Origin of the sequence: Rhodococcoides fascians A44A, assembly GCF_000760735.1 — a bacterium.
GTDB classification, from domain to species: Bacteria; Actinomycetota; Actinomycetes; order Mycobacteriales; family Mycobacteriaceae; genus Rhodococcoides; species Rhodococcoides fascians_E.
The window spans coordinates 1,887,008-1,911,137 of sequence record NZ_JMEX01000008.1 but is presented as its reverse complement, the minus strand read 5'-3'; the positions used below and the strand labels follow the sequence as shown (position 1 = coordinate 1,911,137).

25 protein-coding genes are annotated in these 24,130 nt (G+C 64.7%); 9 read left to right on the top strand and 16 right to left on the bottom strand.

Features of this window, described 5'->3' with window-relative positions; translation table 11 throughout:
- Positions 1 to 17: 17 nt before the first annotated feature.
- Entirely contained in the window at positions 18 to 500 is a 483-nt protein-coding gene (locus tag BH95_RS21370; protein WP_019666981.1) for a hypothetical protein, read from the bottom strand.
- 70 nt (positions 501 to 570) lie between these two features.
- On the opposite strand from BH95_RS21370, the gene BH95_RS21365 reads away from it, so the two are divergent.
- On the top strand, positions 571 to 1,467 hold the full coding sequence (locus BH95_RS21365) for an alpha/beta fold hydrolase (RefSeq protein WP_037183972.1): 897 nt from the start codon (positions 571 to 573) through the stop codon (positions 1,465 to 1,467).
- A 23-nt stretch (positions 1,468 to 1,490) separates the two neighbouring features.
- On the opposite strand, the gene BH95_RS21360 is transcribed toward BH95_RS21365, so the two are convergent.
- Positions 1,491 to 2,423 carry a quinone oxidoreductase family protein gene (locus BH95_RS21360; protein WP_037183971.1) on the bottom strand — a complete coding sequence of 311 codons (933 nt, stop codon included), beginning with the start codon at positions 2,421 to 2,423 and terminating at the stop codon, positions 1,491 to 1,493.
- Between the two features lie 112 nt (positions 2,424 to 2,535).
- Here BH95_RS21360 and BH95_RS21355 point away from each other — a divergent pair, with 112 nt between their 5' ends.
- A complete protein-coding gene (locus tag BH95_RS21355) occupies positions 2,536 to 3,144 on the top strand; it encodes a TetR/AcrR family transcriptional regulator (protein ID WP_019666984.1) in 609 nt (202 codons plus the stop codon).
- Here BH95_RS21355 and BH95_RS21350 read toward each other — a convergent pair.
- From BH95_RS21350 to BH95_RS21330, 5 genes are all read right to left on the bottom strand, one after another.
- Complete coding sequence (locus tag BH95_RS21350) at positions 3,132 to 4,403, bottom strand: LLM class flavin-dependent oxidoreductase (protein WP_019666985.1); 1,272 nt, start codon at positions 4,401 to 4,403, stop codon at positions 3,132 to 3,134. The genes BH95_RS21355 and BH95_RS21350 overlap by 13 nt on opposite strands.
- Positions 4,403 to 5,158: a 3-oxoacyl-ACP reductase gene (locus BH95_RS21345; protein ID WP_026348116.1), complete on the bottom strand. Its 756-nt coding sequence runs from the start codon at positions 5,156 to 5,158 to the stop codon at positions 4,403 to 4,405. The genes BH95_RS21350 and BH95_RS21345 overlap by 1 nt, the downstream gene beginning before the upstream one ends.
- A 290-nt stretch (positions 5,159 to 5,448) precedes the next feature.
- Entirely contained in the window at positions 5,449 to 6,732 is a 1,284-nt protein-coding gene (locus BH95_RS21340; RefSeq protein ID WP_037183969.1) for an alpha-amylase family protein, read from the bottom strand.
- Complete coding sequence (locus BH95_RS21335) at positions 6,729 to 7,889, bottom strand: alpha-hydroxy-acid oxidizing protein (RefSeq protein ID WP_037140027.1); 1,161 nt, start codon at positions 7,887 to 7,889, stop codon at positions 6,729 to 6,731. The genes BH95_RS21340 and BH95_RS21335 overlap by 4 nt, the downstream gene beginning before the upstream one ends.
- Positions 7,876 to 8,634 carry a type 1 glutamine amidotransferase gene (locus tag BH95_RS21330; RefSeq protein ID WP_037140029.1) on the bottom strand — a complete coding sequence of 253 codons (759 nt, stop codon included), beginning with the start codon at positions 8,632 to 8,634 and terminating at the stop codon, positions 7,876 to 7,878. The genes BH95_RS21335 and BH95_RS21330 overlap by 14 nt, the downstream gene beginning before the upstream one ends.
- Positions 8,635 to 8,721: 87 nt before the next feature.
- Between BH95_RS21330 and BH95_RS21325 the strand changes: the two genes are divergently transcribed.
- Complete coding sequence (locus BH95_RS21325; protein WP_244165078.1) at positions 8,722 to 10,656, top strand: helicase-related protein; 1,935 nt, start codon at positions 8,722 to 8,724, stop codon at positions 10,654 to 10,656.
- A gap of 39 nt (positions 10,657 to 10,695) precedes the next feature.
- Positions 10,696 to 11,142, top strand: a complete 447-nt coding sequence (locus tag BH95_RS21320) for a PPOX class F420-dependent oxidoreductase (RefSeq protein ID WP_037183967.1) — start codon at positions 10,696 to 10,698, stop codon at positions 11,140 to 11,142.
- Here BH95_RS21320 and BH95_RS29655 read toward each other — a convergent pair.
- Positions 11,121 to 11,588 (bottom strand): hypothetical protein, encoded by a 468-nt coding sequence (locus tag BH95_RS29655; protein WP_244165076.1) that lies wholly within the window; start codon positions 11,586 to 11,588, stop codon positions 11,121 to 11,123. The two genes, BH95_RS21320 and BH95_RS29655, sit on opposite strands and share 22 nt — an antisense overlap.
- A gap of 169 nt (positions 11,589 to 11,757) precedes the next feature.
- Here BH95_RS29655 and BH95_RS21310 point away from each other — a divergent pair, with 169 nt between their 5' ends.
- The gene (locus tag BH95_RS21310; protein WP_020112475.1) at positions 11,758 to 12,513 is read left to right on the top strand and encodes an SDR family NAD(P)-dependent oxidoreductase; all 756 of its coding nucleotides are present in this window, start codon (positions 11,758 to 11,760) and stop codon (positions 12,511 to 12,513) included.
- Between the two features lie 46 nt (positions 12,514 to 12,559).
- Here BH95_RS21310 and BH95_RS21305 read toward each other — a convergent pair whose 3' ends face one another.
- The 3 genes from BH95_RS21305 to BH95_RS21295 all read right to left on the bottom strand — a co-directional run bounded on the left by BH95_RS21305 (position 12,560) and on the right by BH95_RS21295 (position 14,633).
- On the bottom strand, positions 12,560 to 12,991 hold the full coding sequence (locus BH95_RS21305) for a DoxX family protein (RefSeq protein WP_020112476.1): 432 nt from the start codon (positions 12,989 to 12,991) through the stop codon (positions 12,560 to 12,562).
- A gap of 77 nt (positions 12,992 to 13,068) precedes the next feature.
- On the bottom strand, positions 13,069 to 13,542 hold the full coding sequence (locus BH95_RS21300) for an ArsR/SmtB family transcription factor (RefSeq protein WP_019666996.1): 474 nt from the start codon (positions 13,540 to 13,542) through the stop codon (positions 13,069 to 13,071).
- On the bottom strand, positions 13,539 to 14,633 hold the full coding sequence (locus BH95_RS21295; protein ID WP_037183961.1) for a serine hydrolase: 1,095 nt from the start codon (positions 14,631 to 14,633) through the stop codon (positions 13,539 to 13,541). Before BH95_RS21295 ends, BH95_RS21300 begins: the two co-directional genes overlap by 4 nt.
- Before the next feature lie 495 nt (positions 14,634 to 15,128).
- Between BH95_RS21295 and BH95_RS21290 the strand changes: the two genes are divergently transcribed.
- Both BH95_RS21290 and BH95_RS21285 read left to right on the top strand, forming a co-directional pair.
- Positions 15,129 to 15,884: a GTP pyrophosphokinase gene (locus BH95_RS21290; protein WP_037183958.1), complete on the top strand. Its 756-nt coding sequence runs from the start codon at positions 15,129 to 15,131 to the stop codon at positions 15,882 to 15,884.
- Between the two features lie 113 nt (positions 15,885 to 15,997).
- A complete protein-coding gene (locus BH95_RS21285) occupies positions 15,998 to 16,582 on the top strand; it encodes a hypothetical protein (RefSeq protein WP_037185399.1) in 585 nt (194 codons plus the stop codon).
- On the opposite strand, the gene BH95_RS21280 is transcribed toward BH95_RS21285, so the two are convergent.
- Genes BH95_RS21280 through BH95_RS21260 form a run of 5 tightly spaced genes read right to left on the bottom strand, consistent with a single transcriptional unit; the run spans position 16,583 to position 21,516 of the window.
- The gene (locus tag BH95_RS21280; protein ID WP_037183955.1) at positions 16,583 to 17,422 is read right to left on the bottom strand and encodes a DUF72 domain-containing protein; all 840 of its coding nucleotides are present in this window, start codon (positions 17,420 to 17,422) and stop codon (positions 16,583 to 16,585) included.
- Between the two features lie 24 nt (positions 17,423 to 17,446).
- Positions 17,447 to 18,772, bottom strand: coding sequence for an MFS transporter (locus BH95_RS21275; protein ID WP_019667001.1), 1,326 nt, complete (start codon positions 18,770 to 18,772; stop codon positions 17,447 to 17,449).
- The gene (locus BH95_RS21270; RefSeq protein WP_037159104.1) at positions 18,769 to 19,338 is read right to left on the bottom strand and encodes a 3-isopropylmalate dehydratase; all 570 of its coding nucleotides are present in this window, start codon (positions 19,336 to 19,338) and stop codon (positions 18,769 to 18,771) included. Before BH95_RS21270 ends, BH95_RS21275 begins: the two co-directional genes overlap by 4 nt.
- Before the next feature lies 1 nt (position 19,339).
- A complete protein-coding gene (locus BH95_RS21265) occupies positions 19,340 to 20,584 on the bottom strand; it encodes a 3-isopropylmalate dehydratase large subunit (protein ID WP_037183953.1) in 1,245 nt (414 codons plus the stop codon).
- 59 nt (positions 20,585 to 20,643) lie between these two features.
- On the bottom strand, positions 20,644 to 21,516 hold the full coding sequence (locus BH95_RS21260) for an isocitrate lyase/PEP mutase family protein (protein ID WP_019667004.1): 873 nt from the start codon (positions 21,514 to 21,516) through the stop codon (positions 20,644 to 20,646).
- A 151-nt stretch (positions 21,517 to 21,667) separates the two neighbouring features.
- Here BH95_RS21260 and BH95_RS21255 point away from each other — a divergent pair, with 151 nt between their 5' ends.
- Positions 21,668 to 22,465 (top strand): IclR family transcriptional regulator, encoded by a 798-nt coding sequence (locus BH95_RS21255; RefSeq protein WP_037183950.1) that lies wholly within the window; start codon positions 21,668 to 21,670, stop codon positions 22,463 to 22,465.
- A gap of 72 nt (positions 22,466 to 22,537) precedes the next feature.
- Entirely contained in the window at positions 22,538 to 24,058 is a 1,521-nt protein-coding gene (locus tag BH95_RS21250; RefSeq protein ID WP_037183947.1) for a metallophosphoesterase, read from the top strand.
- Positions 24,059 to 24,130: the final 72 nt, after the last annotated feature.

Genomic DNA, 24,130 nt, shown 5'->3' with positions numbered 1-24,130 from the left:
GAAACATGTAGAAAGCGCTACGGCATTTCCATCGTCTGGGCCCGCCGAATCTCGCCGACCGCGCGTTGGATGTAGCCCTGGGCCGCGACCTTTCGCCTGACCAGCAAGTCGGTGATGATCAGGATCGCGTGCTCCGGCCGGGGAAACGGCCGTTGCTCCGCGGCCTCCTGCATGTGATCGGCGACGCCGAGCGCCCCCGTCAGCACCTCGACGAAGCCGGGAACGTCCAGATCCTCGTACCACGCGGCCGACGCCCGGACCGCGCTCGTCAATGCATCCTGGACGTCCTCGCCGGTAAGACCGTCGGGATGCAGTTCTTCGAGTAGCGAACGCACCATCTCGGCGTGGATCGAGGAGACCTGGGCTCTGTCCTCGGAGTCGAGACTCCGCGCGGCGTCGTCGAAGTCGCCTTTCGAGCGGGCGCGTGCCGCGGTGATTGCGTCATCGGTTGCGTCGGCGATCGCGCGTACGGTCGGCGGCCAGTCGGAGTTCTCGATCACCGGTCGATTCTCGCAGGCAGGACCGACAGTTCGTGTACATGTAACCCGGATTCATACTAAAGTCGAGTGCATGAGCACCGCTATGGACCGCAGAATCGTCGTCAACGAGGGCATGCACCTCGCCGTGTTCGAGACCGGCAACCCGGACGGTGAGACGATCGTGCTGGTTCACGGCTGGCCCGACACGCACGAGTTGTGGAGCCACATCGTCCCGCTCCTCGAAGAGGACTATCGCGTCGTGTCCTACGACGTGCGCGGAGCAGGCGAGAGCACGATTCCTCAGGAGCAGTCGGCATACCGGCTCCGCAACCTGGCCTCCGACTTCTATGCAGTGATCGACGCCGTCAGCCCGGACCGGAAAGTCCACGTCCTCGCGCACGACTGGGGCGCAGTCCAGGCCTGGGAAGCAGCGGCCGAGCCACACGCCATCGACCGCATCGCCTCCTACACATCCATTTCCGGTCCCAATCTCGACCACCTCGGCAAATGGTCGCGCTCGCGCCTCGCGAAACCGACGGCGGAGGGCATCCGACACGTCCTCGCCCAGGTGCGCGCCTCCTGGTACACGGTCACGTTCCACATCCCCGGACTGTCGACGCTGCGAATCAAACGCCAGTTCGCCAAAGGGTGGCCCGCGTTCCTGCAGGAGTTCTCGGGCGTCGATCCTGCTCTGGTGACACAGAATTCGACCCTGTGGTCCGATGCAACCAACGGCACCAACCTCTATCGCGCCAACATCGTTCCACGACTGACGAAGCCGCGGGAACGCTACGTGGACATCCCCGTCCAACTGATCGTGAACACCGAGGACGTCGCCGTGCGCCCGTACCACTACGCGGACACAGGCAAGTGGGTGAAGAACTTGACTCGCAACGACATTCCAGCAGGCCACTGGTCGCCGATCTCCCACGCGCGCGACATCGCGGAACTCACCAGGACGTACATCGCCGGACTGGCCGCTGAGTAGCCGGCCGTCGACCGAAGAACATCTCAGGGCGCGAGAACCAGCTTGTGCCGCACCGATGATGCTCGGCTCCATGCCTTCTCGACGTCGGACAGCGGAACTTCCTCGTACTCGATCCGAAGCTTGCCTTCGGCTGCCCAGTCACTGACCCGGCGGTAGGCGTCGACCACCGCTTGCGGCCCGTGGTGAATCGGCATGAACCCTGCGACTGTCGCTCCCAGTGCCCTCATGAGCTGTGCCGGGATCGTGATGTCGGCTCCGGCTCGGTCGCCGATCTGAATGGACCGCACGCCTCGGTTTCCCGCCCGAAGCGCGGCGAGTGCCACAGTGCCCCAGGTGTAATCGAGGATCACGTCGACGCCTCCGGACGCGTCGCGGATCGCTGCCGTCAGGTCGCCTTCGGTCGAGCCGACGGCGACCACACCGGTGGCGCCGAGTTCCAGCGTCGCCTCCAATGCCTGCCGGTCGCGTCCGACGACCGTGATGGACCCGGCGCCGAGCAAGGACGCAGCCTGCACGGCGATGCGCCCGACCACGCCGGTGCCGCCCAGGATGACGACGCTCTCGCCTGCCTTCAGGTGCGCCCCCTCGACGAGCGGCATACTTCCCGCCAGGCCTGCGTTTCCCAAGGTCGCGGCGGTTCCGAAGTCCAGGCCGTCCGGAATGTCGATCAGGTTGCCCACGGGTACGGGCGCGAACTCGGCCATCGAACCGAACGGAGCCCGCGGCAGGGAGAAGTACACCCGACGTCCGTCGGCGGTGACGCCACCGCCTTCGATGCCTGCGATCACGGGCAGGGTTCGCGGGCTCAGGTAGTGCCCGCCCGAGGCGATGGCAATATCGACGGCATTGATCGTGGCCGCTTCCACCCGAAGCACCTCGATGCCCTCCGCACCCGTCGGGTCCTCGTGATCGGCGAACCTCGGAATCCCGTAGTCGGTCAGAACTGCTGCTTTCACGACGTGCCTCCACCCATCGTCCGCACCCTCACGCGGGTGACTGAATCGGTATTCACTGAATCTAGATTCAGTCTGTACGCTACACATGTAGCTGTCAACCGAAAGGGCGCATGTGCCGACCACTTCACGCGAGCTTCAAGCCGCCCGAACCCGCACGGAACTCGAGGACGCCGCGCGCGTCGTGTTCGCGCGGACGGGATACCTCGCGGCCAAGATCACCGACATCACGCGCGAGGCCGGCCGGTCGACGGGGTCGTTCTACAACCATTTCGACAGCAAGGACGCACTACTGCTCGCCCTCGCCGAACGGCTCGGCGAGGAAGCCGACGCGATAGTCGCCGCGCAGGATCCGGTCGCACGAACCGCGCGAACCATGCGTCCCCACCTCGAGGTGTTCTGGCGGATCTTCGGCGAGAATCGAACAGTCATCGACGCGCTCCGCGACGCAGCCCTCGTCAACGACGAACTCTCCTCCCGTGTCGAAGAATTCACCATCCTGCAGTTCGAGCCGTGGGTCGACAGACTGCGCGGATTCGAGAGCGACGGCGTCGAGCTGCCGGCGTCACCCGCGGTGACGGCGCAGCTCGTAGCCGGCGCCGCCGAGTCGTTCGCACGCCGATGGACGGGCGAACCGTCGCACGGACTCGATGCGCTCGTCGACTTCGTCGATCGCGCAGTCTTCGGTCCACTCGTGAACACACGCCCCGATCAGGCGAGGTGACCACGCAGCGTGTCGGAGGTGTAGTCCCTACGGAAGAGCCCCCGCGACTGCAGGACAGGTACCACATGGTCGACGAAGTCGTCCAAACCGTCCGGATACAGCGGGGGCATCAGGTTGAAGCCGTCCGCTGCACCGCCGTCGATCCAGGCCTCGATCTCGTCGGCGATGGACTCGGGAGTGCCGATCATCGTCGCGTGGCCGCCGCCTGCGGCGAGCGTGCCGAGCAGCTCACCGACGGTCGGGGAGTCCTTCGCGATGATCCGAAGGATGGTCTCGTACCGTCCGTGGGGCCCGGTGAATTCCTCGATGGGAGGCAGTGAAGGGACAGGAGCATCGAGTTCCCACGCACTGCAGTCCTGTTCGACGAACGTGCTCAGTTGTTTCAACGACTGCTCCACCGGCAACAAGGCGTCGAGCTCGTCCTTCTTCGCTCTCGCCTCGGCTGTGGTCGATCCGACGTAGGTCACGAGGCCGGGCATGATGCCGACGGACGCCGGTTCCCGTCCAGCGCTGCGGACCCGCGCCTTCACATCTGCGTAATACGCTGCGCCGGAGTCGATATCGTAGGCAACTGCATAGATCGCCTCGGCGTAGCGGGCGGCCAGATCCCGGCCCTGCCCCGACGCGCCCGCCTGGAACAGCACCGGCCGGCCTTGCGGCGAACGAGGGACCGTCAGTGGACCGTCGACCCGGAAATGTTTGCCCGAGTGGTCAATCCGGTTCACCTTGTCCGGATCGGCGTACACGCCGTCACGGTCGAGCACGAGCGCGTCGGCGTCCCACGTGTCCCACAGAGCGAGGGCGACGTCGACGAACTCCTCGGCACGCGCGTATCGCTCACCGCGAGGCGGGATCTCGTCGAAGCCGTGATTGCGTGCCTCGGCGTCGAACATCGAGGTGACGACGTTCCATCCGGCACGTCCGCCGCTGATGTGGTCGAGGGAGGCGAGCAGGCGCGCGGCGTGGAACGGCGTGTAGAACGTGGTGGACACCGTGGTCACCAGACCGATGTGCGTCGTCGCCCGCGCCATCGCCGTCAGCGCGGTGATCGGTTCCAGAAACCATGTTCCCGCTCCTGCCGGGTCACGCACCGAGTGGCCGTCGGCGAAGAACACCGCATCGAGCTTGCCGCGCTCCGCCGTTTGTGCGAGCTTCTCGTAGTACCCGATGTCGCCCAGATCCTCGACGCGCGAACGCGGATGTCGCCAGGCGGCGCTGTGGTGACCGCAGTTGTACAGGAAGGCGTTCAGATGCATCATCAGTCCTTGACCAATCCACCGTCCACGACGAGATTCTGGCCGGTCACCGAACGGGACCACGGCGATGCGAAGAACAGCAACGCATCGGCGAACTCCTCGGGCGTCACCACACGCTTCAGTGGAGTGGAGGCGGCGATGAAATCGAAGACCTCCTCCGGCGTCGCGGCGCTCGCGTCGGTGGTGCGCAACAGGCCGCCGGACACCATGTTGACGGTGATGCCGTCGCCGCCGAGGTCGGCCGCAAGCGTCCTGGTCAGGGACAGAAGCGCGGCCTTCGATGCCGTGTAGTCGTGATACGGCACCACCGGGTTCTGAAACAGGTTGGTGCCGACGTTGACGATCCGGCCCGATCCGGCGGCCCGCATACCCGGCACCGCGCGCTGAGTCGTGTTGAGTGCGCCGCGCACTGCGCCTTGGAACTGGGCGTCGAACTGGTCCCAGGAGATGGTGTCCGCCTTGCTGCGCGCGTCACCGTCGAACGAGAAATCGGCGAGAGCATTGTTGACGACGGTGGTCACCGACGTGCCGAAATGCTGCTCGGCTGCGGTGAACAGGGCGTCGACCTGGGCGGGATCGGTGACGTCGGCAGCGACGGCCACACCACCGATCTCCGACGCCAGTGCCTCCGCAGCCTCGCGGCTACGTCGATAGTTGACGACGACGCGTGCTCCCTGCGCAGCGAACGCGCGGGCCACTGCGGTTCCCAGGCCCCGTCCGGCTCCGGTGACGACGACGGTCTGACGATCGAAGTTCATGCGTGTGCCTCTCGCTCGGCGGACACCACGAACGTGAGGATGCACGGACACCCAGATACCACTTTCGATCCGCGCTGACATCCCTAGGAATACCGGGGCATTCCGCAGGCTCCACGCCTGCCGCTGGTGTTGACCAGATCAGGTTCGACGGGTGTGTTCTCAGCCGCATCGGTGCGGCACCCCGTGTCGACTGCACACTGTAGTCCCTTCGCTGGGCACTACCGTTTATCACTGCTTCTACGGACATCTATCGAAATTTGTAGAGAGTGATAGATCGTCCTACGGTCGAGCTAGCCGATGACCGCCCATCCGTGTGCCGGCACCATCGTCCGTCCCCCGTCCACGGAGGCAATACCTGCCAGGACTTCACCGGAGATGCGGTAGTCGACGGTGTCGTCGCCGAGATTGAGCGCGACGTGCAGTGCGTTGTCGCCACTGTGGACCCGATAGAGCATCGCGGTGTTGGCCAGCTCGACGGTCTCGGTTTTCGCAGTGTGCAGCCACGGAGCGCGTCGACGTAGTCCGATCAGTTCCTGGTGCAGGTGGAACGTCGACCATCCCGCCGAATCGAGTTGCTCACGGGTCATGGGGAACTCGGGCCGGACGTCGTCGTCGCCGCCGACGCGCTCCTCCTTGACGCCGCGGAATCCCTGCTCGTCGCCGTAATAGATCATCGGTGTTCCACCAGTGGTGAACAGCGTGACGAGCGCGTGGGGGAGATGCCGTTCGTCGGAGATGGTGCTGGCGATGCGATTGACATCGTGGTTGCCCACGAACGTGGCGGGCACGAAGGTGTCGAGCCACTCGTTGTGGCGACCGAGGGCGTGCGAGAGCTCGAAGAAATTCTGCTCCGCGATTGCACTCCACGTCGCCTTCCACAGCTCGTACTGGGTCACCGAGTCCAGCGAGCTCCGCTGCACGATCTGTGCGTAGTCACCGTGGATGACCTCGCCGAGGAAATACGCGTCGGGGAACCGTTCGCGGACCCGCGGTAGCACGGTCGCCCAGAACTCCGGCGGCACAGCATATGCCGCATCCAGACGCCATCCGTCGGCGCCGCGGCCGAGCCAGTGTTGCATGACGTCGACGACGTAGTCCTGCACTGCCGCGCTGCTGTGGTCGAGCGCGACGAGTTCGTCGTGACCTTCGAAGTTGCGGTGACGCCCGGAGGCGTCGAGATGAAACCAGGATGCCGCGTCGGAGTCCCCGGCAAGAGCGCTCTGGAACCGTGGAAAGCTCTGCCCCACATGATTGAAGACACCGTCGAGCATGACCCTGATTCCCCGGCCGTGCGCTCGGTCGATCAGAGTGTCGAAGTCCTCGTCGATACCGAGCCGCTGATCGACGCGCAGGTGGTCGACGGTCTCGTACCCGTGGCCTTCCGAGGCGAAGATGGGACCGAGTGCGACACCGGATGCCCCGAGTTCCAGTGCGTAGTCGAGCCATTCGACCACCTTGAGCAACCGATGCTCCTCGGCCAAGGAGGTTCCGTCCCACTCTCGCACCGGCGCACCGGCGAATCCGAGAGGATAGACATGCCACCAGATTGCGTGCTCGACCCAGGACGGACTCATGCGCGCACCACGGATTCGCGGCCGAGTTCGCCGGCACCGGTGTGCCCGGACAAGCTGGTGACCAGATCGAATTCGGCGAGGATGCAGCGTAGTACGTGCTCCACGCCCTCCTGCCCGCCGAGCGCAAGGCCGTACAGGAACGGCCGGCCGAGCAGTACCGCGTCCGCTCCGAGCGCAAGCGCCTTGGCCATGTCCGCACCAGTGCGCACACCGGAGTCGAACAACACCGTCACCTGGTCACCGACGGCGTCGACGATGGCAGGCAGCGCGTCCAACGATGCTCGTGCGCCGTCGATCTGGCGCCCACCGTGATTGGACACCACGATGCCGTCGACTCCGTGCTCGACGGCAGACCTCGCATCTCCGACGGTGCAGATCCCCTTGAGGACGATCGGACCGTCCCAGTGATCCCGCAGGAACTTCAGCTGACCCCAGTTCAGCCCCGGATTGGGGAACATCTTGGCCCAGTGCATTGCCGCAGCAATGGGATTGGTCTCCACGGGCTGCTCGAGACCGGCCTTGAACGCCGGATCGGTGAGATAGTTCTCGATGCCGAGGTTGGCGAGAAAGGGGAGATAGCCGCGGTCGAGGTCCGCCGGACGCCATCCCAGCAGGGTCGTGTCCAGGGTGAGCACGAGCGTCGTGAAGCCGGTGGTCTTGGCCCGATCCAGAAAGCTCAGAAGCACCGATTCATCGGTGGGCCAGTACAACTGGTACCACCGCGGTGCGTCGCCACCGGCTTCCGCCACTTGCTCGAACGAGTGCGACGCCTGCGTCGAGTGGATGTACGGAATGCCGAGCGCCGCTGCGGCTCGTGCGGTGGCGAGCTCGCCGTCGGGATGGGCGAGGGTCTGAATTCCCACCGGAGCGATCAACACAGGCGCGGGTAGCTCCGTACCGAGCACCGTGACCGAGTGATCCCGCTCGGCCGCACTACGCAACATACGCGGTGCAATGCGCCACCGGTCGAACGCTTCTCGATTGGCCCGGGCCGTCGAACCACTACCGGCGCTGGCGACGATGTACCCCAGCGCCTCGGGCGTCAGCCTCGCCGCGGCCTGATCCTCGAGTTTCGCGAGGTTGGTGGTGATCTTCGGCTTCTGATCGGTGAACATGCCCTGGGCATAGATGCCGATCTGATGGTCACTGAAGTTCATGCTCCCCACCGTAGTGGGCGGCGGGAAGTGGACGGCACGAAATCCACCCGTCGAGCAGCGCAGCGCAGCGTGCGCGCAGGTCGGCTTCGTTATCCACCAGGTCTTTCCTGATGGCATCGACCATGTCCTGGTCCTGCTCGATACCGTCGCGCACCCACGCGTCGGCCCAGGAGTCGAAGACGTCGACGTCAATCTCGGGGTGGAACTGCAGTCCCAGGTGCCTGCCGTGCACGAAAGCCTGCTGGCCGGCACTGTTGCTCGCGATCACCGTCGCGGTGTCCGGCGCGACGAAGGTGTCGTCGTGATACTCCATCCACGGTCCGGGCCCGATCAGATCCGGGCGCGTCGAGCGGGTCTCGGTCAGGCCGTGTTCGGGGAACTGCGACCGCGTGACGGTCCCGCCCAGGATTCGAGCGAGCAACTGCCCACCGAAACAGACACCCAGAATCGGTACGTCCTTCTCGATGGCACGCTCGAGATAGTCGATCTCCGGGCCGATCCACGACGACTCTCCGTACGCGGCGTCCGGCGATCCCATGACGACCACCATCCCGGCGTCGTCCAGCGACGGCGGGGTATCGGCGTGCCCGTAGTCGAAGGAATGCACGGCGAGTCGGTATCCGCGACTCTCCAACTCGGGCGCGAGCGTACCGATGTTGCGTCGGCCCAGAGCCGGGTCACGATCGTGGACCAGAACGACTGCGCGCTTGTCGGTCGCGGAATCCTGTCGAGAATCGAACGTCATGAGGGACGAGGTTAGGACACGGTGCCGAACGGGACGTCCTCTGTACCGATACTGCCGTGTCGGTCGTGTGCTCTACGGTTGTTCTCCGTGCCACCACGTCGACGCAAACCCGCTTCCACCACTGCCCGCACGGTCGGCGCGGGCAAGAGCGCTGCCGCACGTAAGTTCAAGGCGTCGTCGGGAACCACCACCGCGAAGAAACGCACCACCACACGCAAGAAGCCGGTCCGTAAGACGGCGTCGCCGGATCTGCCGCTTCCCGATCCAGGCGAGCGCGTCTGGGTACTCGACGTCCCGTTCGAGGATCGCGCATTGGCATCGGCGTCGGGCGCCCGCTGGTATCCGGGCCCACGCGTGTTCGCGTACTACGGAACCGATCTGCCCGACGGGTTGGCCTCGTTCGAGTCCATGCCGTACAGCCTCCAGCGGTGGGTGGAGGACGACGCGAACGAAGAGTGGAGACCGGAGGTCGTCCACGAACGGTCGTTGACGCCTCGCGAGACGCAACTCGAATCGGTGCGCCGGCAGCTGGGCGCGATGAACGCTGGGTTCCCGTACTTCGCGCAGATGGACTCGACGGGTCTCGGTAAGACTCTCGCCGTCTGCGAGGCCGTCCGGCATGCAGGCTCCACTCCGGACATCGGCACGGTTCTGGTCGTCGCACCCAAGGGCGCGCTTCCGGGCTGGCGACGGACCATCGCCGATACCGAGGCGGATCTCGATCCCGCGGATCGCAAGCGTTGGCTGCTGGTGACGTATCAGTCCACCAAGAAGTTGTTGACGGTTCCCGAGGACACGGACCTGGGCAAGCGCAAGAAGACTCAGAACAAACGCACGATCACATTGGGCGAGTTACGTTTCGACATCGACGTCGTCATCGCCGACGAGTCGCATGCGCTGATGAACATCGAGTCGCAACAGTCGCAGATTCTGTGGCGGTATCAGGAGGCCGCGCGTGCGGTCGTGTGGATGTCGGCGACACCGGGGTATCAGCCGATGCACTTCGCGTACATGGCTCGCGCGATCGAGCAGAGCCGGGCGGCCGGTCCCATCGTCGGCGACGAGGAGGTCCTCGGGTACGGCGTGACCACCAAGTGGGCAGAATTCCTGATCGAGCAGGGATTCGCACTGAAGGAGGGCAAGGCGACCACCGGGCTGAAGACGTGGAGGTGGGAACCGGAGGACGCCGCGCAGCGTACGCGCGACATCGACACCATTCACCGGTGGCTCTCCGGAGGTGCTGTGCCGTGGTCGATCTCGCGGCCCTCGCCCCCGACGCCGCGTGAGCCGCTCGGCCAGGAACTCACTGCCGCGCAGAAACGCCTGTACAACTCGGCGTGGGTGGATTACCGCAAGGAGCTCGGCCTACCACTGTGGAAGTCCGTCGGCGGCAAGCGTGTGCTGCAGAAGAACCCGAGCACGAGAGCTGCGGCACTGCGGTTCCGTCAGAAATGCTCCTACCTGCGGATCCCGTCGACGGCCGATCAGGTTCGCGCGTGGATTCGCGACGGCAACCAGGTGTTCGTCTCCATGTTCTACCGCGAGTCGGTCGCCGGCCTCGCGGAGGCGCTCCGCGACGAAGGCAAGGAGGTCGCCGTCGTCGACGGCAGCATGAGCAGTCAGGACCAGGAGCACGAGATCCGACGCTTCCAGACCGGCGCCGCCCGGGTGATCATCTCGACCACGACGAGTGCGATCAACCTGCACTCGAACGAGCTGTTGCTTCCGGAGCGGACGGTGTCGACGTCGGCGCCGCGTGTGACCTTGATTCACGATCCACGATGGACACCGATCGAGATTCGTCAGATCGAAGGCCGAGCCAACCGCATCGACAAGGACCACGAGCACACGACGTCGACGTGCTATTACGGATACGCCGAGGGCACCGTCGAGGAGGAAATGGTGCTCACCGGGATCGAGCGCATCGCGGACCTGGGCTCCATCGTCGGTCAGGCCGACCTCATCGACCCGGAAGCATTCCTGGCGGCGCGGGCGGAGGCGGGATCGGCGTCGGGCGAATAACGTGGGGTAGTCGACCGAGCCACTACGCGAGGGGGAGTCATGAGTCCAGACAGTTCCGATCCGCACCGCTTCGATCCGCACGATCTGTTGGCCGAGGCACGTCTCGGCGTCCTGGCGACCATCAAGTCCGACGGTAGGCCGCAGCTGTCGCCGGTGACGCCGTACTACGACCGCGACGCCGGAATCGTCTACGTGTCGATGACCGACGGTCGCGCGAAGACCAAGAACATCCGGCGCGATGCTCGGGTGTCCATCGAGGTCACCAGCGCCGACGGCAGGTCGTGGGCCACGGTGGACGGGACCGGGACGCTGGTCGGGCCGGGAGCGGACGCGTCGAGCCCAGAAGTCGACGCACTGGTCGACTACTACCGAGCCGCCGCCGGAGAGCACCCCGATTGGGACGAGTACCGGTCCGTCATGGTGTCCGACCGCCGCGTTCTGTTGAAGCTTGCGATCGAGCACGTCTACGGCCAGCGAATCGGCTGACGAACCAGCTGCCCGTCGGGAACCGGCTGCGTTGACTTCCGCGACATGAGTCCCGTGCCCACCCACACGCTGACGATCGGTGTGCTGGGTCCGATGCGTGCGCGCCTCGACGAGCGCGACATCGACCTCGCCGGCCCCGGCCGACGCGCAGTACTCGCGCGACTCGTCCTCGCCAGGGGTTCGGTGGTGTCGACGGATCTGTTGATCGAGGAACTGTGGTCGGGTGAACCTCCCCCCCAAAGCGCTGGCAGCCCGAGGAATTGCAGCAGCGTCCCGATCAGCAGCAAGTACTGCGCGTACGGGTTGAAGGGTTCGCTGAGCGCTTCCACCGAATGCGCCCATCCGCCGACGACCGGATGCAGTGTTCCGCCGATCAAGTTGAAGACGAAGGCGACGACGACGGCGATACCGCTCAGCCTGTACAGGAGCGAAGGTGTGATGTTCATGGTCGACAGCGTCGCCCACTGCACTTGGTCGCCACTTGGCGAGAACTTTCGGCAGCTCACGTCAGCCGTAACCCGGAATAAGTAAGCCGACGTAACTATTGTACCTTTACAGAAAGGTAGTTCTAGGTTCAACTACCACTAGTTTCGATTCACGAGGAGATGGGTTGTCATGGCCACGTACGACGTAGCAGATCGCTCGGCGATCGTCACCGGAGCAGGCTCCGGAATCGGCCGCGCGGTTGCACTGGAATTGGCGGCGAACGGAGCATCGGTACTGGTCGCCGATCTCGACGGAGACCACGCGACGGCCGTCACCGATGAGATCACTGCAGCCGGAGGCACCGCGGCAGCCTTCGTCGGCAACGTTGCGAACCTGGACGACGTGAAGGCCATGGTCGCTGCGGCCGGTGACCTGGCTCCGCTTCGCATCGCCGTCAACAACGCAGGCATCGGAGGCGAACCCCTCCCCGTCGGCGACGTGTCGGTGGACAGCTGGCGCAAGGTCATCGAGGTCAATCTCAACGCGGTGTTCTACGGAATGAAGGCCCAGATCCCGGCCATCGCCGCAGCAGGCGGTGGATCCATCGTCAACATGGCCTCGGTCCTCGGCAGCGTCGGAATTGCCAACTCGGCCAGCTACGTCGCATCCAAGCACGGCCTGCTCGGTCTGACGAAGAACGCTGCGCTCGAGTACGGCGCACAGGGCGTTCGCGTCAACGCAGTCGGCCCCGGCTTCATCCGCACGCCGCTCCTCGTTGCCAACATGGACGAGGATGCGCGAAAGGCGTTGGAGGCCAAGCACGCTCTCGGTCGTCTCGGCACCTCCGAAGAGGTGTCCAGCCTCGTTGCCTTCCTTGCCAGCGACGCCGCAGGCTTCATCACCGGCAGCTACCACCTCGTCGACGGCGGCTACGCAGCCCAGTAGCTCCGGGCCGTGTCACCGCAGTCGATTCCGTCCGCTCGACGGTGCATCAGCGCACGAACGGCATGACCTGACGCACCTTGGGGTCGCGGAGGTAGAGCGCCGCCCACACCGCGACCCCGACGTACACCGCGAACAACACCGTGCTGAACAGTGGCTTGTCGACCCTCCAATTGGTCAGGACCGCTCCACCGAGGTAGCCGGTGAGCAGTACCGCGCCGAGAAATGCCGTGCGCGGCACCAGGAACAATGCAAGGCTGACCAACAGAACCACACCGATGACCGGCGTCATCTCCTCGCGTAGACCGAGATCGACCGTCGCGTCCCGCACTTGCTGCACATTGATCAACTTGGTCACTCCGTCGAAGATCAGGAAGATCGCGAGGAGTGCCGTCAGCACCCACCCGGCGCGTGCGGCAGTGCGGGAGCCGGACGGGACGGTCGGTGTCACGTTCTCGGTCTGTGTGTTGTTCGAGGCCATTGTCTTCTCCGATGCTCGCGGGGGAGTGTGTGCCTGTACCGACACCGCCCGGCTCGGAAACTCATCGCACGACGCGGTCAGGTACCCAGTTCGCCCGAAATGTCCGCCGCGGCGAGCATCGACACGAGCAGAGGCACAACCTTCTTCGCTCCGACTCGGTACTCACCTCTCCCATGCTGTTCGACGATGTGGGCCGAGCCCAGCACCTTGAGGTGGTGGTAGACCTGCCCCGTCGACCCGAGCCCGACGGCCTCCTGCAGTTCCGACGCGTTGGCCGGTCCCCGCAGGAGCACTTTCACGATCTGCAATCGGACGGGATGGCCAAGGGCAGCAAGCACATCAGTCGTACGCGCGACCGAGAGGTCCAGGACCCCGTCGGGCGAATACCCGATGTCCCATGTCACGTCCCCGTGTAGATGGACGTCGCCGCGGTACGCGATCTCACCGCCCGTCGGGGCAGCTTTCTCTGTCGGAGCACCGACTTCGCGGCGTTCCAGCTCCGCGACCCTGGCCTCCAACTCGGCGAGTCTGGCCTCGAACTCCCCGCTCACACTGCGCAGGCAATTCGGTCGAAGCCCGACGGTGAGCTCAGCGCGTCGACGATCAGCGTCTGCTGGTTCCCGAAGCCGGCGAGAGCTGCCTCGTACCGATCGGCAGGCAACGAGTCGATCAGCCACACCGCCGTCGCCACGGTGCCGTCGTCCCGCCGTAGCTCGAATGCCTGCGTCAGGACGCCCGGCAGGTTGCCGCCTTTGAACCCGATTCCGGCGGCACCGTCGGGCGCGGGTCGGTGTTCGAGCTGCCGCAGTGCGACATCGCTACCGTCACCGAAGGTTCCGTCGGCGATCGCGCGATAGAACCCGGCGAGTTCGGCAGCCGATCCCTGCGCCGACCGCTCCTGCACCCCGTCGACCTGCTGATCGTACGACGGCAGTTCGAGGCCTGCACTCACGTCCACACGGAACTGCTGATCGAAGGCCCACCTCTCCGCCGTCGCCCACGTGTCACCGTCGCCCAACGCGGGATCGAACAACGACAGCGTCTGCGTCACGAGTGTCGGAGCCTGGAAATTCTCCCACCCTCCGGCCGCGGCAGCACGCGTGAGCGCGTCGTCACCCAGCCGATAGCGAAGGTAGTCCGGCGCGGCATTGTCACTTTCCTGGATCATCGCGGAGACGATGTCGTCCAGCCGAACGGTGCCGGCAAGATCGGTCGCGCTGGTGCCGTCGCTCGCGATCCCCAGCCGTTCCAGCGCCGCCGGGTGCGCTCCGCCGTCCGTTCCCGGTACGTACCACCGCTCCCAATCCAACAGCGGCACTTGCTCGTCCGGGTCCAGTTCCCCTGCGGCGACCGCGCGAGCATAGGCGCCGAGGTGGACCACTTTCACGGCCGATGCCAGCGGCTGCTGCTCCTCGGCGCGATGTTCGACGGTGCGTCCACTGCCGTCGTCGACCAGCAGGCTCACGGACTCCGGCGCCTGACCGATCAGACCCAACCACCCGTCCTCGGTGTTCAGATCCGTCGACGTCACCGGCGTGCACTCGTCCGGCTCCGGCGCACTGTCGGTGCCGGATGTGGATGTGCACCCCGTCGACACGAGTAGAGCCAGGCAGCTTGCGGATACAGCAATGGTTCGACGCATCGTGACCCCTCTGTCATTCCGTAATTTCGTAATTTCGTAATTTCAGATTAGGACACAGCGAAGGCGAGTTCAATGGGAACATATGTTCGAATGCGTGTTACTCTGAGTAGGCCGTCCTGGAGTCCCCCGGCTCCGGACGGTCCAAACGTCGAGCAGGCGGTGGCAAGCATGGATTCACCCGGAAAGAACGCGGCGGCGCATGACGACAGCGGAGGGTGATGACGGCAGCGGAACCCTCCATCGATTGGGCGATCGATGGGTCGAGAACGCACCGTGCAGGTGCGCTCGCGGTCACGCCCTCGGCCCACGGACCGTACTGGTCGGGTCGAGGGCGTGTTCCTGCGGACGAGGGCACCACCGAACCCACGCGTGCCGCACCTGCGGAGATGTCACCTTCAGCCCGCCACTCGGCCCGAGATGCGCGGACGCGAGCTTCGACTCACGCGGATCCCACCGCACCTAGGGCCGCCGGCCCGGTAAGGGACAATCGAGGGCATGGAACGCGATGCCACGGGCGACGAACCCCAGGCGGTGCCGGATTTCGACCGGCTCCGGAACGACTTCACCCGATTCATGATGGGGTACAAGTTCGGCATCGACGAACTCATGACCAAGATCAACATCTTGAAGGAGGAGTTCACCCACATCCATCGGTACAGTCCGATCGAACACGTCGGTTCACGGCTCAAGACCCCCGAGAGCATCATCACCAAGGCTCGACGAAAGAACTGCCCGCTGGCCCTCGACGACATCCGGTCGACCATCGTCGACATCGCGGGCATTCGCATCACGTGCAGCTTCATTTCCGACACGTACCGCATCGCGGACATGATCGGCAGCCAGACCGACGTGCGTGTACTCGAGGTCAAGGACTACATCGCGACGCCGAAACCGAACGGTTACAAGAGCCTTCATCTCATCGTCGAGATTCCGGTGTTCATGAGCGACCGTATCCAACCGGTGCCGGTGGAGCTGCAGATCCGTACCATCGCGATGGATTTCTGGGCGAGCCTCGAACACAAGATCTTCTACAAGTACTCCGGGACCATTCCGGCGCCGTTGCTGGCCGAGCTCACCGAGGCCGCGGACAGCGCCAACCGCCTCGACGTCACAATGGAGCGGCTGCACGACGAGGTGGCCGAGTTCAAGAACGACAAGTCCGACGACGCCATCCACCTCAACTCGATGCCGCCGTTGGCTCTGCCCCGCGAACTGTTGATCGCCATGCTCGACGGCACCCGATCACTGTGACACGTCACAGAACCGTGAACGTGATCGACTGATACCGAACCGGTTTCGCCGCAAGACCCCCTCGCGGTGTGTCAGACTCCGATCGCGGAACCGTACAGAATCGGGGGATCGGGATGTCGGCAGCCGGCGACACGCTGGAAGAGCGGTACGAGTGGGTCGTCGACGCGATGGCGTCGCTCGCGATCACGACGATCGTCAAACGTGTGCTGGCGTTCGCGACCCTGAGCATGGCCATCATCCCGGCGTTGGAACTCGCGTCGGGTTACGCCCCCGCCACCACGGCCGGAGTAGCCGTCACGTGGGCATCGATGCTGTTCGCCTTCGCCGCCGCAGTGTGGTGGTGGGTGTCGCCGTGGCCTCGCATCGGCCCGGCCTTCGTATTCGTCATCGGATCCGACATCGCCATCTTCCTCGCAGTCTTCTCCTCGACCACACCACCCGCGATCACCCTGGCCAAGACTGCGTTCTTCATCGAGATCGGGATGTTCGTCGGCTTCTTCCTGGGCCGGTGGATGCTCGCGACGCACGTCGCGCTCTGCACACTGTTCACGACGATGATTGCCGTCTGGGTGGTGGTCGTGGACGGTCTCAGCCCCATGATGACCGTGTTCGTATGGGCCCCGATCGTCGTGTCGATCAACGGATTCGTGCTTCTCCTGTACTTCTGCGCCAGCTCGGTCCGAATGGAGTTCGAGTAGTCAGATACGTTCGCGCAGCCTCATCGCATCGAACGGAGCGAAGCCCTTGACGTCGTTGTCGAAGTACGCGAAGACGTCTCGGCCCGTGGCCGTCCACTGCGCGATGCGATTGGCCCACTTGTCCAGGGCGGCATCGTCGTAACCGCTCGCGTACAGTTCCTCGTCGCCGTGCAACCGGAGGTACATGAAGTCCGACGTCGGCGTATCGATGAACGGGTAGCGTCCGGCAGTGTCGGCGACGACGAACGCAACATCTTTCTCTCGCAACAATTCGACGGCCTCGTCGCATCGGAAGCTGTCGTGCCGTACCTCGAGTGCGTGACGCAACGGGCGGTCACCGTCGATCACGAGACTGACCCTGTCGTCGGGCAGCTTGTCGTCCCGTAGGCCCGCGAGAGCCACGGCCTCCGTGGTCGTGCGCGGCAGTAGATCGAAGAACGCAGCCAGCGCACCGGCGTCGAACTGCAGGTTGGGCGGCAACTGCCACAGAAATGGACCGAGTTTCGGTCCCAAGCTCAACACACCCGTCGAGTAGAAGTTGGCGAGAGCGGATTCGACGCCGACGAGCCTCTTGATGTGGGTGATGTACCGCCCGCCCTTGACGGAGAACACGAAGTCCTCCGGCGTCTCGTCACGCCACTTCACGAAGCTCGCCGGCTTCTGCATTGCGTAGAACGTTCCGTTGATCTCGATGGAGGACAGCCGTTCCGACGCGTACTCCAACTCTCGGCGGTGTGCCAGACCTTCGGGGTAGAAGTCACCACGCCACGGTGCGTACGTCCAACCCGAGATGCCGACCCCGACCGCCGGCGTCGATGTGTCCGGTACCCGTCGCGTCATGCGAATCAGTATGCCCTCACCGCATCAGACCGGCAGGGCTGTCTTTCCGGTTTCGCGAATGGTGAGAACCGTGGCGACGCCGATCGCGCAGACACCCATGACCCAGTATGCGGGAGACATGGCGTTGCCGGTCGATTCGACGAGCTGCGCCGCGACGTACGGAGCAGTACCACCGGCAGCGATGGTGCCGATGTTGAAACCGAGCGAGACTCCGGTGTAGCGAACGGACCTCGGGAAGAGCTCGGTGAAGAGAGGAAACGCGGGTACCTGGACGACGCCGTTGAGCACCATGTAGACGAAGTACACGATTCCGACGACGACGATGCTGGCCGTGGCACCGAGAATCATGAACGCGGGCAATGCGATCACGATGTACGCGAGGTATCCGGCGAGCAGCACGGGTTTGCGGCCGAATCTGTCGGTCATCATGCCGCTGAGGGGGAACGTGGCGCACGCCAACGCAATACTGATCGCGGATGTCCAGTACACCGCGTCCTTGGAGAACCCCAGATCGTTGATCAGGTACACACTGAAGTACGTCAGGCCGATGTACCCGGACCCGTTCATCGCGATCGCGATACCCACGACGCGCAGCACCGACCACGGGTTGCGCTTCACCACGTCGGACAGCGGGCTCTTGGTGACCTGGTTCTTCTCGGCCATCTCCTCGAATTCGGGGCTGTCCTCGAGCTTCAACCTCACCCGCAGGCAGACGACAGCCAGGGGCAGAGCGAGAAGGAACGGAATTCGCCATCCCCAGGACGACATCTGCTCGTCGGTGGTGACAAGGGCGACCAGACCGACAACCGCTGCGGCGACGGCGAATCCGAGTGTCGAACCGATCGGCGTGAACGATCCGAAGAATCCCCGACGGTTGGGCGGCGCGGACTCGGCGATGTACGTTGCGGCGCCGCCGATCTCACCCCCGGCCGAGAACCCCTGCGCCAGGCGGATGATCACCAGCAGAACCGGAGCGAGGTAGCCGACGGACGAGTGCGTCGGAAGCAGCCCGAGGATGCCGCAGGCGATGCCCATGCAGACGACGGTGATGACCAGAGCGGATCGCCGACCACGTCGATCGCCGAGGCGGCCGAAGAAGATGCCGCCGAGGGGACGTGCGACGTAGGCGACGCCGAACACGGCGAGTGTTGCCAGGATCGACACTCCCGGGCTGGTGGACGGGAAGAACAGCGGAGCGATGACGACGGCGAGGAACCCGTACACCGCGAAGTCGTAGTACTCGATCAGAGTTCCGACGCCGCCGGCGATCGCGGCCCGTCTGGCGGTGGTGTTCGACTTTCCGGGGCTTGCCACGTCGGTCCTCGTGGATGGGTGCGGCGCATTGGTCATGTCGGCTGTCCTTGCTGTACGAGTGACTGCTGTGCGAGTGACTGCTGTGCGAGTTGGTGCTCGGCGATGAGGAGTTCGTAGGATCCGCCGGCCTCGATGACGGCGACGGTCCTGGGGTTCGGGGGCGAGCCGACGAGTTCGGTTCCGTCGTCGGTGCGGAGGGTCGCGGAGCGCCAGTCCAGTGTCACGGAATCACCCGTCGCCACGGCGGTGGACACTCCGGGAACGGTGATGAGCGGCATCCCGTTGAACGTTTCGCCTCGCCAGAATCCGGGCGAGAACGACTCGGCGACGATCGCTGCGATTCCGGCGTTGCGCAGCGCGACCATCGGCGGGTAGTGCGGGTGACCGTATCCGAAGTTCCGGCCACCGACGATGATGTCTCCCTGCCGAACTCGGTCGACGAACCCCGGGTCGTAGGCGTGCATGCACACGGACCTGAGGTGGTCGGGGTCGTAGGACTTGATGTTGGAGACCCCGACGACGAGGTCGATGTCGAAGTCGTCGCCGAAGATCCAGGCGACTCGTCCTTCGATGACGTCGGGTGGTGGTGGATAGGCACTCACGTCATGAACTCCATTCTCGAACGGTTCCGGCCAGGGCACTCGCCGCAACCGTGTACGGCGATCCCATGTAGATGTTCGCGTCGGAACTACCCATCCGGCCGGAGATGTTGAGAACTCCCGTGGAGATGCAGTTCTCACCTGCCTGGAGTGGCTTCTGATAGCCGAAGCAGAAGTCGCAGCTCGACACCGCGATGGTGGCCCCTGCGGATCGGAGTACGTCCAGAATTCCCTCGCGCTCGGCCTGCTCGTGTACCTGCTGCGAGGTCGGGACGACGTTCAGTTCGACGCCGGGGGCGATGGTGTTGCCGTCGAGCACCAGGGCCGCGGCACGAAGGTCTTCGATGCGCCCGCTCGCACAGGATCCGATGAAGGCCTTGGTGATCGGCGTTCCGGCGGCCTCCTTCGCGGTCATGGTGTTCGCGGCACGCGCCGAGCCTGGCTGTACGACGCGGGGGACGACCTCCGACAGATCGATGGTGTGCCGGGCCGCGTACACAGCGTCGGCGTCGGGGTGAACCGGCTCGAAGCTCCGGCGTGCAACCGTGTTCGCGTACGCCAACGACGTCTCGTCCGGCTCGAACACCGCGGACACTGCACCGGTGAACATTGCCATGCCGCACAGTCCTTGACGGTGATCGATCTTCATCGACCGAGCGCCGGGACCGCCGAATTCCATGACCTGGTGCGCGCATCCGTCGGCGCCGACGAGATCGATGATGGTGTGGACGAGGTCTCTGCTGTCCACGCCCGGGGAGAATGCACCGACGAGATCGAACCGTGTGGTGGCTGGAATGTCGACGTACACCTTCCCGGTCACCCATGCCTCGATGAGATCGCGTCGGATTCCCCACCCGAGCGCTCCGAACGCTCCGACGCCGCTGATGTGGCCGTCGAAATGAACGAGGAAGTCGCCCGGAATCGCCAGTCCCAGTTCGGCCGTCAGCTGGTGCCCGATTCCGCGGCCTTCGTGCAGTTCGATCCCGTAGAACTCGCACCAATCACGCGTGACCTTGTGGACCTCGGCTTCTTTGTCGTTGTTCTTCGTCAACATGTGGTCGATGAACACGACGTACCGACTCGGATCCTCGAGCTCGGTGATGCCGAAGTCCTCCCGCATCTGACGGAACATCACGTCGGTGTACCCGGGGAAGTCGTAGGCGATCATGCGGGCCGGACGGACCGGGTGATTCTCACCCGCGCGTACCGTCTCGCTGTCGCAGGTGCGAGCCAGAATCTTCTCGGTCATGGTGTAGCCGGGACTCGTCGGGTGGGGACTCGTCGGGTGGGGACTCGTCGGGTGGGGACTCATTTGGCAGCCTCGGGGAGGTATTTGCGCTGTTTGGCTTCGACGTCGGAGAAGCCGATGAGGTCGACGAATTCGTGGTGCGACAGTGCGTCGGCGCTGACCGCGGCGGGAGCTTCGCCCCCGGCGAGGCGCCGCAGTGCCGTTTGCGCGGCGCCGGTTGCCGCCATGAGAACCTGCGTCGGCAAGAGGGCGAGTCGAACTCCGATGCGCTCCAGCACTTCCGGAGTGAAGTCGCGTTCGGTCCAGGTCGACGCCGTCAGCGTGGCCATCAGTGGAACGCCTACCTCGTCGTGGCAACGCTCCCATTCCTCGATGGTCTCGAACGTCTTGGTGACGGGCATGATCATGTCCGCGCCCGCCTCGACGTATGCCTGCGCACGACGGATCGCGTCGTCGCCCCGAGCATCGGTGCGCGCGATGAGCAGCACCGTGTCGGGTGTGGAGTCTCGCACGGCACGGATCTTGCCCGTCGCCTCTTCGACGTCGACGAGTGCCACCGGGTCGCCGACACAGATGGGGCAGGACTTGGGAGACACCTGGTCCTCCATGAACATTCCTTGCACGCCTGCGTCGACGAACTTCGTCGCGGTTCGTGCAGCATTGACGGCGTTGCCGTAGCCGGTGTCGATGTCCGCGACCAGGGGAAGTTTGGAGGTTTCCCGGATGGTCCTGATGGCCTGAAGGTTCTCCGTCATGGTGTACAGCTCGGCATCGGGGAGTCCGAGCGCAGCGGACACCGCGAATCCCGACGCGCACAGTGCGTCGAATCCGGCCTGCTCGGCGAGCTTGGCCGTCAGACCGTCCCACACCCCGGGGGCGTAGACGAGTCCGGCGGAGGTGAGGTCCTTGAGGGTGGGTGTCGAAGCCGTCATCATTGAGTCCGTTCCGTATTGCGGAATGAGTTCCGTATTTCGTGATACGAAGCTAGAGTGGTCCGGGTCACATGTCAACACGGCACCCCGAAGACGCCGGTTCGTATGATGGCCAGACCGATCACGGACTACCCCCGAAAGCGAGTAACCAGTGGCTGCGCCCTTCCAGTCCGACACCCAGGCGGGACGGGACATCGTCGGAGCCGTCCTCAAGGCATGCACTCTGCTGGAGCATTTCGACGCCTCCCGCCCGGTCTGGACTCTCGGAGATCTCACCGCGGCGAGCGAGATGAACAAGACGACGGTGCATCGCTTGATGACCACTCTCGTTCACGCTGGGTGGATCGACCGGACGGCGGACGGGGCATACCGCGTCGCGATGCCGGTGTTCGAAATCGGCTCGGCGGCATTGGTGAACCTGGACATCCGAACGGCAGCGCGGCCGTACATGACCCAACTCGCCGACGCATTCGGGGACACCGCCTACCTGATGGTTCCCGCCGAGGAAGGTGCCGTGTGCATCGATCGGCTCGAAGGGAACAATCCGTTGGTGGTCGCGGGCATCAACATCGGCTCGGTGCTGCCCTACCACGCTGCTGCAGGCCCCATCGTGATGCTCGCCAACTCGGACACGTTGCGTGACAAGTGGATACAGAGCGATCTGCACGCATTCACCGAACACACCGTCACCGACGCAACCCGCCTGCGCGAGCACCTCGACGCCGTCAGAATCGCCGGATACTCCGTGAGCAATTCCGACTACCTGACCGGCGTCGCCGCCGTCGCCGCCCCGATCCTCGGACGAGGAGGAGCCGTCGTGGCCTCCATCAGCATCGGCGGACGAGTCGAGGCATTCGAAGGCGAAGCCCTGGACCGGAAGATCGAACGCGTTCGCGACGCTGCCACCCGGCTGACGCGTGCTGCCGAGGCGTTACCTCAGCGAACGTGACGTTTCGGTCCGTGATCGGGCCGTCACTCTCGCCCCCGACACCTACTCCCGAGCGTCGGTAGCCTGGACAGAGTGAAGGCCGCCCCGACCATCGGATCTCTCCTGCTCGCGTGTGCTCTCGTCGGCGCCGACGCCGTGGCCGCCCCCGGCGAGATCCGGTCGCAGGCACCCGCCACGGCGGTACCCGCCCTCGGACTCACCTCCGTTCCGGAGGCGGTGTCTGCCGACATGGTCGCCGGAGTGGGCGACGGCACCGCGAGTGTCGAGGAGTCGTCGGGCTCCGCCTCCCGAACATCGGCGTGGGACGAATTCCCGTACCTCCGCTACACCGCGACGTTCGCCCCCGGAGTCGAGTCCGCTGTTCTCACGTGGAACGGCACCTCCGTCAACACCAACGATCTTGCAATGCATGTGCGCGCACCCGGGTCGGACTCCTGGGGGCAGGCCGTCGCCGTCGCCCGCCCCGACACCAGCGGGGGCGACATCACTCTCGCGGCGCCCGTGACGGGAATCGACGGCGACGTCGAGGTGATGATCATCGACAGCCCCCGCGCCGATCGGTCCTTCGTCGACGACAACGCCTCTCCCGACGGCGCTTTCGCCGAGCCGGGCACCTACGACTTCGCGCTGCAACACATCAGTGACACCCAGTACATCTCGCGGGACGATCCCACCGTCTACGACGACATGACGCAGTGGACCGTCGACAGTGCCGAGAAGTACGGCATCGACTACAGCATGCACACGGGGGACATCATCCAGAGTTGGATCAGCCCCGGCCGTCCGGATGCGCAGTCGCGCATCGAATTCGAGGCTGCGAGCGAGTCCATGAAGCGGCTGGAGGATGCGGGTGTTCCGCACGGGGTGCTCCCCGGCAACCACGACAACCTGTGGAATGTCGCGGGCAAACTGGTGCCCGGAATGCACGAGCAGAACCACGTTCTGTACAACGAATACTTCGGCCCTCAGCGATACCGAGATCAACCGTGGTGGGGTGATTCGTTCACGGCCGAGGACAATTCGGCACACTACGACCTGATCGACATCGCAGGCGCGAAGTTCCTGATGCTCTACATCGGATACAACCCGCCCGAGAAGGTCATGAAGTGGGCCGAGCAGGTTCTCGACGATCATCCGGATCGGAACGTCGTGATCGGCACCCACTACTACCTGGACGAAGGCGGCGAGAAGAAGCTGATGGCCTTCGGCGACATCGGCGCCAGCTCGGGTCAACAGATCTGGAACCGCCTCGTGAAGCCGTACGAATCGGTGTTCCTCGTGTTGTCGGGGCATGTCGACGGGCAGGCCACCGTCGTCGACAGAGAGGTCGACGACACCGGCCGCACCGTCGTCCAACTCCTCGCGGACTACCAGTACTTCGAGGTCGACGGCGAACGCGCCACAGGCTTCCAACGCCTCCTGCAATTCGACGTCGACGGCGGACAGATGGCCGTCACGACACATTCACCTGCTCTGAATCGGTTCGACGTGGAGAACTACGATCCCCGACGCCGATTCGTCCCCGAGGACGGAGAATTCGTCACCGACTTCACACTCCGCGCCGACGTTCCCCGAGCCGTCAGCGCGCGATAGCCGAGTTCGGGAGCTAGCACCTTTTTTGTGAGGTTGGCACGCGAAATCGATGGATAGAAGGCGTGCCAGGTC

Coding starts and splice junctions, on each gene's coding strand:
- BH95_RS21365 (WP_037183972.1), top strand. CDS start 571: ATGAGCACCGCTATGGACCGCAGAATCGTCGTCAACGAGGGCATGCAC.
- BH95_RS21350 (WP_019666985.1), bottom strand. CDS start 4,403: ATGATGCATCTGAACGCCTTCCTGTACAACTGCGGTCACCACAGCGCC.
- BH95_RS21345 (WP_026348116.1), bottom strand. CDS start 5,158: ATGAACTTCGATCGTCAGACCGTCGTCGTCACCGGAGCCGGACGGGGC.
- BH95_RS21340 (WP_037183969.1), bottom strand. CDS start 6,732: ATGAGTCCGTCCTGGGTCGAGCACGCAATCTGGTGGCATGTCTATCCT.
- BH95_RS21335 (WP_037140027.1), bottom strand. CDS start 7,889: ATGAACTTCAGTGACCATCAGATCGGCATCTATGCCCAGGGCATGTTC.
- BH95_RS21330 (WP_037140029.1), bottom strand. CDS start 8,634: ATGACGTTCGATTCTCGACAGGATTCCGCGACCGACAAGCGCGCAGTC.
- BH95_RS21320 (WP_037183967.1), top strand. CDS start 10,696: ATGAGTCCAGACAGTTCCGATCCGCACCGCTTCGATCCGCACGATCTG.
- BH95_RS29655 (WP_244165076.1), bottom strand. CDS start 11,588: ATGAACATCACACCTTCGCTCCTGTACAGGCTGAGCGGTATCGCCGTC.
- BH95_RS21310 (WP_020112475.1), top strand. CDS start 11,758: ATGGCCACGTACGACGTAGCAGATCGCTCGGCGATCGTCACCGGAGCA.
- BH95_RS21305 (WP_020112476.1), bottom strand. CDS start 12,991: ATGGCCTCGAACAACACACAGACCGAGAACGTGACACCGACCGTCCCG.
- BH95_RS21295 (WP_037183961.1), bottom strand. CDS start 14,633: ATGCGTCGAACCATTGCTGTATCCGCAAGCTGCCTGGCTCTACTCGTG.
- BH95_RS21290 (WP_037183958.1), top strand. CDS start 15,129: ATGGAACGCGATGCCACGGGCGACGAACCCCAGGCGGTGCCGGATTTC.
- BH95_RS21285 (WP_037185399.1), top strand. CDS start 15,998: ATGTCGGCAGCCGGCGACACGCTGGAAGAGCGGTACGAGTGGGTCGTC.
- BH95_RS21280 (WP_037183955.1), bottom strand. CDS start 17,422: ATGACGCGACGGGTACCGGACACATCGACGCCGGCGGTCGGGGTCGGC.
- BH95_RS21275 (WP_019667001.1), bottom strand. CDS start 18,772: ATGACCAATGCGCCGCACCCATCCACGAGGACCGACGTGGCAAGCCCC.
- BH95_RS21265 (WP_037183953.1), bottom strand. CDS start 20,584: ATGACCGAGAAGATTCTGGCTCGCACCTGCGACAGCGAGACGGTACGC.
- BH95_RS21260 (WP_019667004.1), bottom strand. CDS start 21,516: ATGACGGCTTCGACACCCACCCTCAAGGACCTCACCTCCGCCGGACTC.